This window comes from Flavobacterium sp. S87F.05.LMB.W.Kidney.N (assembly GCF_004366435.1).
Lineage (GTDB): Bacteria > Bacteroidota > Bacteroidia > Flavobacteriales > Flavobacteriaceae > Flavobacterium.
Genome location: NZ_SODX01000003.1, coordinates 302,438 through 315,045 on the forward strand (window position 1 = coordinate 302,438; position 12,608 = coordinate 315,045).

At 32.1% G+C, this 12,608-nt stretch carries 13 protein-coding genes; 5 read left to right on the forward strand and 8 right to left on the reverse strand.

What is annotated here, in order from left to right; genetic code table 11:
• Window positions 1–134: 134 nt before the first annotated feature.
• The 8 genes from EDB96_RS10595 to EDB96_RS10630 form a co-directional block, all read right to left on the reverse strand.
• A complete protein-coding gene (locus EDB96_RS10595) occupies window positions 135–923 on the reverse strand; it encodes a TrmH family RNA methyltransferase (RefSeq protein WP_134140692.1) in 789 nt (262 codons plus the stop codon).
• Window positions 924–1,106: 183 nt separating this feature from the next.
• Window positions 1,107–2,039, reverse strand: coding sequence for a DUF2167 domain-containing protein (locus EDB96_RS10600; RefSeq protein WP_134140693.1), 933 nt, complete (start codon window positions 2,037–2,039; stop codon window positions 1,107–1,109).
• Window positions 2,040–2,083: 44 nt separating this feature from the next.
• Window positions 2,084–3,163, reverse strand: coding sequence for a phosphoglyceromutase (locus tag EDB96_RS10605; RefSeq protein ID WP_134140694.1), 1,080 nt, complete (start codon window positions 3,161–3,163; stop codon window positions 2,084–2,086).
• A 117-nt stretch (window positions 3,164–3,280) separates the two neighbouring features.
• Complete coding sequence (locus EDB96_RS10610; RefSeq protein WP_134140695.1) at window positions 3,281–4,612, reverse strand: DUF58 domain-containing protein; 1,332 nt, start codon at window positions 4,610–4,612, stop codon at window positions 3,281–3,283.
• 78 nt (window positions 4,613–4,690) lie between these two features.
• Window positions 4,691–5,701, reverse strand: coding sequence for an AAA family ATPase (locus tag EDB96_RS10615; protein WP_134140697.1), 1,011 nt, complete (start codon window positions 5,699–5,701; stop codon window positions 4,691–4,693).
• Window positions 5,702–5,797: 96 nt separating this feature from the next.
• Window positions 5,798–7,003, reverse strand: a complete 1,206-nt coding sequence (locus EDB96_RS10620) for a DUF4350 domain-containing protein (RefSeq protein WP_134140699.1) — start codon at window positions 7,001–7,003, stop codon at window positions 5,798–5,800.
• The gene (locus EDB96_RS10625) at window positions 6,996–7,772 is read right to left on the reverse strand and encodes a DUF4129 domain-containing protein (RefSeq protein ID WP_134140700.1); all 777 of its coding nucleotides are present in this window, start codon (window positions 7,770–7,772) and stop codon (window positions 6,996–6,998) included. Before EDB96_RS10625 ends, EDB96_RS10620 begins: the two co-directional genes overlap by 8 nt.
• A gap of 9 nt (window positions 7,773–7,781) precedes the next feature.
• Entirely contained in the window at window positions 7,782–8,762 is a 981-nt protein-coding gene (locus EDB96_RS10630) for a stage II sporulation protein M (protein WP_134140701.1), read from the reverse strand.
• A gap of 20 nt (window positions 8,763–8,782) precedes the next feature.
• On the opposite strand from EDB96_RS10630, the gene EDB96_RS10635 reads away from it, so the two are divergent.
• From EDB96_RS10635 to EDB96_RS10655, 5 genes are all read left to right on the forward strand, one after another.
• Window positions 8,783–9,526 (forward strand): RDD family protein, encoded by a 744-nt coding sequence (locus EDB96_RS10635; RefSeq protein WP_134140703.1) that lies wholly within the window; start codon window positions 8,783–8,785, stop codon window positions 9,524–9,526.
• A 103-nt stretch (window positions 9,527–9,629) separates the two neighbouring features.
• The gene (locus EDB96_RS10640) at window positions 9,630–10,478 is read left to right on the forward strand and encodes a hypothetical protein (RefSeq protein ID WP_134140704.1); all 849 of its coding nucleotides are present in this window, start codon (window positions 9,630–9,632) and stop codon (window positions 10,476–10,478) included.
• Window positions 10,479–10,489: 11 nt separating this feature from the next.
• A complete protein-coding gene (locus EDB96_RS10645; protein ID WP_057119099.1) occupies window positions 10,490–10,900 on the forward strand; it encodes a PH domain-containing protein in 411 nt (136 codons plus the stop codon).
• 59 nt (window positions 10,901–10,959) lie between these two features.
• Window positions 10,960–11,562: a trimeric intracellular cation channel family protein gene (locus EDB96_RS10650; protein WP_134140705.1), complete on the forward strand. Its 603-nt coding sequence runs from the start codon at window positions 10,960–10,962 to the stop codon at window positions 11,560–11,562.
• A gap of 3 nt (window positions 11,563–11,565) precedes the next feature.
• Complete coding sequence (locus EDB96_RS10655) at window positions 11,566–12,519, forward strand: FemAB family protein (protein ID WP_134140706.1); 954 nt, start codon at window positions 11,566–11,568, stop codon at window positions 12,517–12,519.
• The last annotated feature ends 89 nt before the right edge of the window (window positions 12,520–12,608 follow it).

The window sequence follows — 12,608 nt, forward strand, 5'->3', positions numbered from 1 at the left end:
AAGCCTCGGGAAAGATTGTAGATTTTTGAAGGGGTAAAATTCCAAATTTTTTAAATCCCAAATTCCAAAAAGGAGCGAAGCGACTTTTAGAAAATCTAAAATCTATCCCGAGGCTTCGGGACTAAAATCTAAAATCAGAATCCTCTCTGGCGCTTCGCTTCAAAAATTAAAATCGCGGCAGCTACAGAAACATTCATACTGTCAATTTCGCCCCGCATCGGAATAATAATATTTTGAGTAGCAGCTTCACGCCATTCCTGCGTTAGACCTGTTGCTTCTGTGCCAACAACCAAAGCGGTTGGAGCAGTAAAATCTTGAGTATGATAAGAAGTTGAATTTTGTAAAGTTGCGCTATAGAAATTAATCTTTTTTTCTTTTAAAAAAGCAATAATTTCAGAAGTGGTTCCGCTTGCAATTTGATTGGTAAAAAGACAGCCCACACTTGAACGCACAATATTCGGATTGTATAAATCACTTTTTGGATTGGCAATTAAAACAGCGTCTAAATTGGCTGCATCTGCAGTACGTAAAACGGCACCAATATTTCCTGGTTTTTCCAGTGATTCAACAACTAGAATTAATGGGTTTTCCGATAATTTTAAATCGGATAATTTTAGTGATTTGCTTTTAGCTACAGCCAAAATTCCTTCGGTAGTATCGCGATAAGCCAGTTTTTGATAAACTTCTTTATTGATTTCGATAATTTGAAACGGATTCTGAATCAGTTTGTTGATTTCATTTTCAGAAACTAATTCTGGTAAAAATAAAACCGTTTCAATTTCATAACCGCCTTTTATTGCTAATGAAATTTCTCTTAAACCTTCAATTAAAAATGTTCCGGTTTGTTTTCTGGCTTTGGATTTTTCTTGAAGTAAAACCAAAGATTTTATAAACGGATTTTGAATTGAAGTGATTTGTTTCATTTTTTTAAAGGCTCAAAGTTGCAGAGGGGCAAAGGTACAGAGTTTTTTTCTTCCTGCAAGGTTTTTAAAACCTTGTAAGTCTTATAAAAAAGTTTGCCGCGAATTTCACGAATTTCCACTAATTTTTTCTCGCAGTAATGCAAAAATGAATTCGTGTAAATTCGTGAAATTCGCGGCAAAAAACTATTCTTCTGTAGAATTATTTTCTTCTAAAAGTGCAGTTTCTTCTTCTGCAGGTCTAGCAACAACTTGGTCTTTGCTACCAAAAAGAAATTTCTTTACGGCTGCAAAAGCGGCAATAATTCCGATTACGATGAACTTTCCGAATTTTGCTAAAATGGCGAAAAATCCAACTTTTGCTAATACTTTTCCAGCAACTAAACCGCCAATTGTCCAAGCAGCGACTGTGTCTGTATCGGCATCAAAATCTAAATATTTGTTTCCATCATTAAACTCAACACTTTTGATAATTCCAGGAATACTTGCTTTTACTTCTTCTAACTGATTTACACCAGCAACAGCCGAAATATTGTACATTCCTTTTCTTCCCAGAACCCTTAAATCGTAGTTTAAAGTGTGGTTTTTATCAACGCCAAACTGCAATTCTTTTGCCCAGTGAAGTACTTTTAACTTGTTGTCGTAAAAAGGTTTAGAAGCCCATCCAATTAATTGAACTTCAGGATAACCAGCGTTTTTTCGCTCTACATTTGCAGTTGCAACATCTTCTTTCATAGTTTTAAGAAGATCATCATAATCAATATCATCGGCATCATCATCTTTTACATAACCATCACCTTGATAGCTGATTACAAACATCCAGCTGTCCATGTGTGTGACACCTTTTCCGTCAGGAACTAATGAACCCAGAATGGATTTATCCTCTGGATTTCCCCATAAATTACTTAGAACATTTTGGGTTTGCTCTGCATTTAAAAACTTGAAACCTTTAGGAACATTTAAAGTTCCGTCGCCTTCAGGAAGTGTAATTTTTCCCGATTCGTAATTGAAGGATTTTTCAATTTTGTCGTAATAAGCTGTGAGCGTGTCCAGCTGTTGTGCAGCCATTTTGAAAATAGAGATCGTCCATAACAAAACGACTAGTAATGTTTTTTTCATTGAATTGGTTTAAAATGGTTAATTATTTTGGGTTTTTGGTTTCGTTAGAATAATTCTGAAATTTCTTTTTCTACAGGATGGGACGTTTTAAAATCGTATCCCATAATTTTTGCTAAAGTCTGAGCAAATTGTTTTTGATACACTTGAGAGTCGGTTTTAATTTCGCCTTTTGGAGCAATTTCAGGTCCCATTGCAGCAAACCAAATTTCAGATGCACCAGGAACGTCTGAACCATGGTCTGTCCATTGTGCTTTTACTTTGTCGCCTCGGCCGTGGTCAACCGTTATAAATAAAGTAGTTTTGTTTTTGTACTGCGGGTCATTTTGAACAAAATTCCAAATTTCCTCGATCCATTTATCGACTTGGTTTGCAGCGTCTAAATACGAACGATATTGTGCATGATGTGCCCATTCATCGGTTTCGCCATACGCGATGTACAATACTTTTGGCTTTTTCGTTTTAAGTTCATCCATTGCCTGATAATGCGTAAAAACATCGAGACATTCATCCTGATGGAAAGGCTTATAGGAGTTGTCACGCATTTCATTTAGTAATTTTTGAGCCGATGTAGGTTTATTACCGCCAACTTTATCAAAGGCAGAAATGACAGGAAACCCGCTTCTTTCTTCATTTAAAATTCTATCAAAAGCATCCCAAGCACCAAAAGCGACTACTTTTCCTTTTAGTTTAGGCTGCTGGTTCAAGAACTCTAAAACATTGACATTTGGGTTGGCTTTGTAACTGTTTGAATTGACTTTCAGGTCAACATTTCCAGTCATTATTTCGCTGTAGCCTGGATAACTAAACCAATACGGATTGGCAACATCGACCTTATTTCCTAAATCTCGATTACCGTAAATCTGACCTTTTGAAGCGATTTCGGACCAGAAAAAAGGCATTAATTTTTTACGTGCTTCTTTGATATCGGGATTGGAATATTTTTTATAAATATAGGCGCTGTCCCCCTGATTGAATTTTTTATCATTGGCAATCGCTGGGTCAATTCCTTTAAAAACTTCCTGCCATCTAAAACCATCTGTAGTAATGATGATTATGTTTTCTGTTTTTTGTGCCAGAGATTTAAAGCTTAATAAAATGAACAGAATTGGGATTAATTTTTTCATTTTTTATTAATTGAAATTACAATGAATCGTTTTGATTTTTTTTCAAAACTAATTAATTTAATCAATTAATTTTTACGTGATAACGTATGGTAACTTTAACTTAATAGAAGGGAAAATTTATAAAATTCCTCTAGACTTAATTTCCAAATATTTGTTAATGGCGTCAAGCGTAAGATTTTCTGGCTGTGTCAAAACCGAATGGATTCCGTATTTTTTCAGTTCGTTTACGATTAATCGTTTTTCGAACATAAATTTTTCAGCAATTACTTTGTCATAAACTTCCTGAATAGTAGTTGTTTTCTTATTGATGATCGAATTCAGTTCGGTATTTTGAAAGAAAACAACAACCAATAAGTGACTTTTTGCAATTCCTTTTAAATAAGGTAACTGGCGATTCAATCCGTCCATTGTTTCAAAGTTGGTGTACAGAATAATTAAACTTCTTTGATTGATATTTTTCTTAATATCAACATATAATCGGCTGTAATCGCTTTCGAAAAAATCGGTTTTTACATTGTATAAAGTTTCTAAGATCTTTTGCATTTGAGAAGCTCTTCTTTCGGCAAAAACTCTGTTTTCTACCTTTTTAGAAAATGAAAAAAGTCCTGCTTTATCTTGTTTTTTCAGAATGACATTTGATAAAACCAAAGCCGAATTTATAGCATAATCTAACAAACTCAATCCGTCAAAAGGCATTTGCATGACACGGCCTTTGTCAATTGCCATATAAACAGTTTGCGATTTTTCGTCTTGAAACTGATTGACCATCAAAGAATTTCTTTTGGCAGTAGCCTTCCAGTTTAATGTTCTTAAATCATCGCCTTGTACATATTCTTTAATCTGCTCAAATTCCATTGTGTGTCCAATTCGGCGGATTTTTTTAATTCCGTATTGAAAAAGATTATTAGAAAAAGCAATTAAATCGTATTTTCTTAACTGAATATAAGATGGATACGTCGGAACCATTTGGTCTTTGTCAAAAGCAAATCTTCTAGCAATTAGTTTTAAAGGCGAAGATACGTAGACATTTAAAGCTCCAAAATGATATTCGCCTCGTTCTGTCGGACGAAGTTCGTAGCTAATTTCTTTTTGCGTTGATGCTTTGATCGATTTTACAATCTTGAAATCACGAACTTGAAACTGAAACGGAATTTCATCAATTATCTTAACCGAAACAGTAAAATTGTAATGATTTTTTAAGTTGATTCGAATAGGATTTAAATCTCCATTAGATAATTTTTCCGGCGTAATTCTTTCTGCTTCAAGTCCAGTTCTTGCCAAATATAAAATCAGGATATCAAGACCTAAAAAAGTCACCAAACCTAAAACAATAAGCCAAACCGCATTATAAAGATTCGGAAAAATAAAAGCACAAATAAACATTCCTATTATGCCTAAAAGCAAATAGAAGAAGAAATTATTCAGATATAGACTTTTTATGAACTTCATTTGTTCGATGTTTCAAGTTTCAAGTTTCAGGTTTCAAGTTTATCCCAACATTAACCATTAACAATTTATAATTAATAATTATCGTGGAATTTCTACAGTTTCGATAATTTGTTTAATAATTTCTGAGCTTGTAATACCTTCCATTTCACGTTCTGGCGTTACAATAACACGATGCTGTAAAACAGGAATCGCAGCTTCTTTAATATCTTCTGGCGTAACAAAATCACGTCCTCGGATGGCGGCAAAACCTTTAGCAGCATTCAAAATAGCGATCGAAGCACGAGGAGAAGCTCCTAAATATAAAAAGGCATTTTCGCGCGTATTAACCACGATTCGAGCAATGTATTCCAGTAAATTTTGTTCTACTCTAATTTGTTTTACCAAACCTTGATATTCTTTGATTTCATCAGAAGAAAGAATTGTTTTTATCGCATCTAGTTTTCCATGATCTTGTAAAGAATGTTCTCTTTGAATGATCAAAATCTCTTCATTTAATTTTGGATAATCGATAGTGATTTTGAAAAGGAAACGGTCTAATTGCGCTTCTGGAAGACGATAAGTTCCTTCTTGCTCGATTGGGTTTTGGGTTGCAATTACCAAAAACGGCGTTTCTAATTGATAACCAGATCCGTCGATTGTAATTTGACGTTCTTCCATAACTTCAAAAAGCGCCGCTTGTGTTTTGGCAGGAGCACGATTTATCTCATCAATTAAAATTAAATTAGAGAAAATTGGTCCTTTTTTGAATTCAAATTCTGAAGTTTTTAGGTTAAAAATCGAAGTTCCTAAAATATCAGAAGGCATTAAATCTGGCGTAAATTGAATTCTGCTGAAACCAATATTTAATGTTTTTGATAATAATTTGGCTGTGATAGTTTTCGCAACTCCAGGAACACCTTCCAAAAGAACATGCCCGTTTGACAAAATTGCAACCAAAAGCTGGTCCACCATTTTATGCTGCCCGACAATTACAGTTTCAATCTCTTTTTTGATTGTATTTACGTGCTCTAAAAGAGGTCCTAAATTAATTCTGGTTTCAAAATTCACATTTTCATTTGTGATTTCGTTTGATGTATTGATATCGTCCATAATTTGGTGTTTTTTTTATTTGTTTTTTGCCACAGATTAAAGGATTAAAATGATTTTGACTAATCTCTGTTAATCTTTTAATATGTGGCTAAAATATTAATGTAAAATCTTTTCTATTGCTGTATTTATTCGGATTAAATCTTCTTCCAGACTTCCGTGATAACTCTTTCTGTGATTGTTTATTAAGTCGATAAGTTCTTGAATGTCTTTTTCGTCTTTTCCTGTTTTATAATGCAATTTTTTGATAAAATCATCGTCTAATTTTGACGTATCAATCAAATAATCGGTTCTGATTTTTTCTAGGAAATAAATAATCTTTTTATCAATAATATTAGTGTGATCTCCTTCCTGATAATATAAATTTCCAATGGTTTTGGTAAAATCAACCGTTAAATTCTGCAATGGTTTTATAATTGGTACGATACGCTGCTTACGTTTTGCATTAAAGATCATAAAAATCAAAATACCAAGTAAAGCTAAATACCATGCCCATTTTAAAGCTGGCTGCGATAAAATATAGCGCATCGGAGAATTTGAAATTCGCTTATCGTTAAGACTTTTATTGTACCAAAATATATCTCCTTTTGTAAAGTACGACAAAACATTTTCGGCATATTGATAATGGTCTTTTTTCAGCAGGTTATAATTTGTAAACGCTACCGGCTGCGTATGCAAATAGACATATCCATTTTTATAAGGAACTTCAATAAAATTAATCTGTCTTTTATTTTTATTGCTGTTTTGATAGCCTAAAACTTTTGTAGTTAGAGTATCTATTTTGGAAAAATAATCGCTTAAACCAGTATTAAAAGTATATTTTTTGGTACTGACTTTTTTATTGGCCATCCAGATTGAAACATTTTCAGATGGCATAAAATCTGTTTTTAATTCTACTTTTAAAGAATCTAGTAATAATTTTGGAAATGCTCTCATGCTTAAAAAAGCCTTATTTCCATGCGAAACAAAATATAAAATCTCTTTCATAGATTGATCGTCAATATTATTGGCTTCAGAAATATTGATGAAAGTACCTTTAATTTTATAATTCTCTACATTTTCATTTTCATCATATTGAGAATCTAGATACTCATAAGGCGTTTCGGTTGAAATTTTTTGGATTTTTTGTTTCTTAAAAAAGACGTTAACTTCATGATCAAAAATGTATAAACCAAATGGAATTTTATCATTGACAGAATAAGTTGGAGTCCAGTCAATTGGTTTTTGCTGTCCCTTGTCTGTTAATAATACGATGCCTAATATTAAAACCAGAATCGCAATGTAGATTTTCATATTTTTATCCATTGCCGAAGGTTTTTAAAGCTTTTTTAAATCTGTTTTCAGTTTTTTGGAATATTGCATCATCAATTTCAAATTCGCCGTACCAAATGTAATTATACAAATAAGAAAGATAGGTAAACTCTTCTTTATGGGCAGGCTGCTGTAACTCGTATAAGTAATCTGAATTTGTTTTTTCGATATCCCATTCAATATAATTATGCTGCGCCATTACTTTTAAAAGCCACAGATAATAATATCGTACAGCAATTCTTCTTTCGCCAGCTTCGATACTCTCTTTTATTAATTTTTCGAAATCTAAAAGATGTATATTTTTTTCGGCATCAGAATAAAAGATCGCTTTCTTATTGGCATTTTTTCCAAAAATCCATCTCCCATCTTGTTTTGTCAGATTCCTTGCTATCAAGTAAATCAATACAATAACTATTAAAACGGCTAAAATCCGAAATAAAATACCAACAAAAGTCAGTGAGGTTTTAACGCTTTTGAAATTGAAAAGACTGGCAAATACTCCAGCCAGCCAATGCATAAAATGATCCCACCAGCTTTTTTCTGGCGCTTTATATTCGTAGATAAATTCGGGATCGGTGTATTTTTTTTTGAAATTTTTCTCAAAATGTTTCGCTTCGACAGAATTCGAATCAATTTGAATGTCCTTTTCAGTATATTTAATTCCAGCAATTTTTGGTGGATCCTGTGGTATAACAATTGAATCCTGAGCCTTAGAAACGCCGCAGCAAAAAAGAAAAGATAAAATAAATAATAATCTTGTCATTACTTGGTCTTAAAGATTTTTGGCGGTTAAAGAATGTATTTTTTTGTGCACAATAAAAGGATAAATCAAGTAATAGAATGAGATAATCGCAAGTGTAACCAGAATAATAAAAAAGCTTAACCAATTGGGCATATCGATAGAATATCTGGTAATAAAACCTTCTAAAAATCCAGCGCTTATCGTGAATGGAAAAGTACTCAAAAATATTTTAAAACTGTTTTTAAATCCAATCTTAAATGAATTTATTCTCGAGAAGGTTTTAGGAAATAGGATAGATGCACCTAAAATAAATCCAGCAGTAGTTTCTATAACAATGGCAAAAATTTCCATAGAACCATGAATCCAAATTCCTCGAACGCTTTTCCAGAAAACACCTTGCTCGTAAAAGAAATACTGAAAAGAACCCAGCATAATACAGTTTTGAAGGAAAATATTAAAAGTTCCGATACCAGCAAAAATTCCGTAAAAATAGCATCGAGCACCAACAAAAAGATTGTTGACAGTAATGCCAATAAAACTTCCCCAATTGCTTCCAGAACCGTATACGGCCATTGGATTACCTTTTTTGATATTCTCCAACGTCATATTGACATATTCGTCTCCTAAAATTAAACGAACAAAATCTTGATCGTAACGGGCAGAAAGTACTCCAATAGAAACCGTCACAAAAAATAAAGCAAATGCATAAAGCAAATACCTTTTGTACTCGTAGACCAAAAGCGGAACATCAATTTTAAAAAAATCAATAATCTGATTTCTGTCTGTTCGTTTGGTTTTGTAAATCTTCTGATAAATTTGAGAGGCAAGATGATTCAAGTAGACAACCGTTTTACTTTTAGGGTAATACGTTTGAGCGTACGACAAATCATTCATCATTTGAATGTATAAATTAGCTAATTCATCAGGATTTTTTTTAGCTTTACCAAAAATTGCCAGCTCAAATTCGAGCCATTTTTCTTTGTTTTGTTTTATAAAGGCGATTTCTCTCATTGTTGGCTAAAATATAAAATATGTCAGAATTATCTATTAATACGACACAAAATGTCAAAATAAATTTTATTGCTGCTTCTGTAGGCGAAAGATTAGGTGCTTTTTTCATTGATTTGTTCATTATAATCTGTTATTCTACGGCAATTTCAGTAGTTCTATTTGACTGGCTTCAATTAGATCGCTTGATGGCTAGTTTAGACAGCTGGTCTCGCGGCGCAGTATATTTAATCTTGTATTCACCAATTATAGTTTACTCCTTAGTTCTTGAAAGTATTTTTGAAGGACAATCGCTTGGAAAAAAATTAGTAAAAATTAAAGTGGTAAAAATTGACGGTTATCAAGCTGGTTTTGGCGATTATTTAGTGAGATGGTTTTTTAGAGTAATAGACTTTTTCAGTCTTTTTGGTTTACCAGGAATGATTGCAGTAATTACCAGTCAGAAATCTCAGCGCCTGGGTGATATGGCTGCGGGTACGGCAGTTATAACGTTAAAAAATAAAATTAATATTAGCCACACAATTTTAGAAGAAATAGGAGATTCGTATGTTCCCACTTATCCTTTAGTGATAAAACTTTCAGACAATGATATGCGAATCATCAAGGAAACATACCAAAAAGCCGAAGCCAAAAATGATCATGAAATCATTTATAAATTGGTAGCAAAAATAGAAAGTGTAACCGGAATTAAAAATCAATCTGGAAATAACAGCGATTTTATCCGAGTAATTTTAAAAGACTACAATTTCTACACACAGCATATGTAAAAATTTTCTTTAAGGAATTAGAATTATTTTGAATCTTTAGATTTTAATTTTTTATATTTAACTGATTATTTAGTTATGATATTTTTAATTAAAAACTCTGAACATGAAAAGTAAAAAGCCACTCCTCATTATATTAATGTTATTTACCGTTGCTTTTAGTTTCGCTCAAGGCGGAAAAAAATTGGATAAAATAATAAAAAGAGATTATCAGGTTATTGAATGTACGATTTCAAAAATGTCTGATAAAACCGTAGAATATTCACTTCCAGGCGAAACATTAGTAATTTCACTTGACATTTCGCAGATTGCAAGAATTGATTTTGCCAGCGGAAGATCACAAACTTTTGATGTAAGTTCTGGGAATAGTTCGCCGTCTTCAGGTTCGTCAACAATTACAGCGTCAGAAATGAAGCCCAATACAATTGCGGTGCTTCCAGTTCCTTACGTGAATTCAGATACGCAGGAAAGCTCAGGAGACATGGCTAAATTTGCTCAAAACGATCTTTACAATAAACTGCTGGACAAATCATCAAATATTTTTCCGTTAACAGTTCAAGATTTAAGAACCACAAATAGTTTACTTCATAAAGCTGGAATAGATCATAATAATATTGATGAAACTCCAATTGAAGATCTTGAGAAAATATTAGGAGTTGATAATATTGTTGCTGCAAAAGTTTCTTATACTATAAATTCTGGTACTACAGCCACTACTTATAATAGCGGAAATGCAAAAGTAAGCGACAATAACAAAAAAATAAAAACAAACGATATTTCTACAACTACAGCAAACACGCAGGTTTATTATTACTATACCGTTTATTTTGACATGTATAGAAATACGACCAAAATATATTCTCAAACTCGTAAACCGCTTTTAGCAGTAAAAGACAGCTGGATGGATTCTGTTACTTATTTACTAAAAAGAAGTCCTATTTACGTTAAAAAATAATAGAATAATAGATGGAAAAATTCAAATCTAAAATTGATTTATGGTTTGTAATTCTGGTAAGCATATTATTTACGCTGATTCTAATACGATTAGCGTATGATCAAAATTGGTTTGGTTTTATTTTCATAATTTTTGTAATTAGTTATGTCATCTATTCATTTTCAACAACGATGTATAGTATTGAAGGCGATAAACTGAAAATAAAATGCGGCTATTTCTTTAATTTTTTAATTGAAGTTAAGGAGATAAAAACAATATCGGAGACTTTTAATATTATAAGTTCGCCTGCACTTTCTTTTAACCGATTAGAAATTTTATATAATAAATATGATACGCTTTTAATTTCTCCAAAGGATAAAAACAGATTTTTAGAAGCAATCAAGAGAATAAATCCTGAAATAAAAATAGTACTAAAAAAATAGAAACAATTATAAAAATCTCTGCACCTTTGTACCTTTAAATCTTTGTAGCTTAAGAAAAAATGTTTCACTTACTAGATATTATTGGGACAATGGCGTTTGCTATGTCTGGCGCTTTAACCGCGATGCATAAAAAACTAGATCCGTTTGGGGTTTTTATCATTGCATTTGTCACCGCGGTAGGAGGAGGAACGCTCCGTGATGTTCTTATTGGACGAACTCCAGTAGGCTGGATGCGTGATATGCAGTATGTTTACGTGATTATTTTAGGATTTTTTCTAGCCATTATTTTTAGAAAAAAATTCGATAAACTCAGAACTTCATTATTTTTGTTTGATACAATTGGTTTGGGAGTTTTTACTTTAATTGGTCTCGAAAAAGGAATTGTGATTGGACTTCATCCCGGAATTTGTATTGCTTTAGGAACAATGACCGCGTGTTTTGGTGGTGTAATTCGAGATATTTTATGCAACGAAATTCCGAACGTTTTTAGAGAAGAAATATATGCTACAATCTGTATTTTTGGCGGATTCGTATTCTTTGGTTTAAGAGCACTAAATTTAAACGTCGATGTTTTATATTTAGTTACTTCACTTGTAATTATTGTAATTAGACTGCTGGCAGTAAAATACAAATGGCATTTAAAAGCATTTGATCATAAATAATTGATGACAAAATATACTGTAAAAAAATACAATCAAAATGATTTTGCCATTTGGAACGATTTTGTCGCTCAGGCAAAAAATGCCACGTTTCTATTTCACCGTGATTTTATGGAATATCATCGCGATCGTTTTGAAGACTTCTCTCTTTTAATTTTTGAAGAAGAAAAACTACGTGCCATTCTTCCAGCCAATAAACGAGAAAATGCCGTGTATTCTCATCAAGGACTTACTTACGGTGGTTTGGTCTATTTATCTAAATTGAAGGCAGAAAAAGTATCATTGATTTTAGACGAAATTTTACATTTTTTGAAAGAAAATAAAATACAAACCTTTTATTATAAACCAATTCCAGATTTTTATTTTTCGGAAGGAAATAAAGAAATCGAGTTTTTTCTAATCAAAAGAGGCGCTGTTTTAGAAAGAAAAGAAATGAATCTGGCGGTTAATTTGTCTATGCCTTTAAAGATTTCGAAAAGTAAATTAAAGCACTTTAGAAGAATTGAAAAAAAAAATGATTTATATATTGTTGAAGAACAAAATTTTTATCCTTTTTGGGAAAAAATTTTAGCGCCACGATTACTAAAAAAATTTGGCGTAAAACCTGTTCATTCTAAAGGAGAAATTACACTTTTAAAATCTAAATTTCCTCAAAATATCAAACAGTTTTCTGCATATAAAAATGATCAAATAATTGCCGGAATAACGATTTTTGAAACCAAAAATGTCGTTAAATCACAGTATGGTGCAACTTCAAAAACAGGAGAAGAATTTAGAGCACTCGATTTTTTATTCATTAATCTAATACAGATGTATAATCAAAATGGGAAGTGCTTTTTCGATATGGGTATTGTTGATGAAGATAATGAATCAGGTTATAATGAAGGGCTTTTGAAGCAAAAAGAAGAATTAGGGTGTTCTGTTTATGGACAGGAATTCTATAAAATTAGTATAAAATGATACTGTTTTTTAATCAAAAAATAAATTGATCAAATGAAATTATGTTTCAGAAAAAATGGAAAGCAGTCTTACATAATTTCTGGTATGTT

Bases quoted from the DNA above. Each gene is read 5' to 3' on its own strand.
- EDB96_RS10595 (WP_134140692.1), bottom strand. From the start codon at position 923: ATGAAACAAATCACTTCAATTCAAAATCCGTTTATAAAATCTTTGGTT.
- EDB96_RS10600 (WP_134140693.1), bottom strand. From the start codon at position 2,039: ATGAAAAAAACATTACTAGTCGTTTTGTTATGGACGATCTCTATTTTC.
- EDB96_RS10605 (WP_134140694.1), bottom strand. From the start codon at position 3,163: ATGAAAAAATTAATCCCAATTCTGTTCATTTTATTAAGCTTTAAATCT.
- EDB96_RS10610 (WP_134140695.1), bottom strand. From the start codon at position 4,612: ATGAAGTTCATAAAAAGTCTATATCTGAATAATTTCTTCTTCTATTTG.
- EDB96_RS10615 (WP_134140697.1), bottom strand. From the start codon at position 5,701: ATGGACGATATCAATACATCAAACGAAATCACAAATGAAAATGTGAAT.
- EDB96_RS10620 (WP_134140699.1), bottom strand. From the start codon at position 7,003: ATGGATAAAAATATGAAAATCTACATTGCGATTCTGGTTTTAATATTA.
- EDB96_RS10625 (WP_134140700.1), bottom strand. From the start codon at position 7,772: ATGACAAGATTATTATTTATTTTATCTTTTCTTTTTTGCTGCGGCGTT.
- EDB96_RS10630 (WP_134140701.1), bottom strand. From the start codon at position 8,762: ATGAGAGAAATCGCCTTTATAAAACAAAACAAAGAAAAATGGCTCGAA.
- EDB96_RS10635 (WP_134140703.1), top strand. From the start codon at position 8,783: ATGTCAGAATTATCTATTAATACGACACAAAATGTCAAAATAAATTTT.
- EDB96_RS10640 (WP_134140704.1), top strand. From the start codon at position 9,630: ATGAAAAGTAAAAAGCCACTCCTCATTATATTAATGTTATTTACCGTT.
- EDB96_RS10645 (WP_057119099.1), top strand. From the start codon at position 10,490: ATGGAAAAATTCAAATCTAAAATTGATTTATGGTTTGTAATTCTGGTA.
- EDB96_RS10650 (WP_134140705.1), top strand. From the start codon at position 10,960: ATGTTTCACTTACTAGATATTATTGGGACAATGGCGTTTGCTATGTCT.
- EDB96_RS10655 (WP_134140706.1), top strand. From the start codon at position 11,566: ATGACAAAATATACTGTAAAAAAATACAATCAAAATGATTTTGCCATT.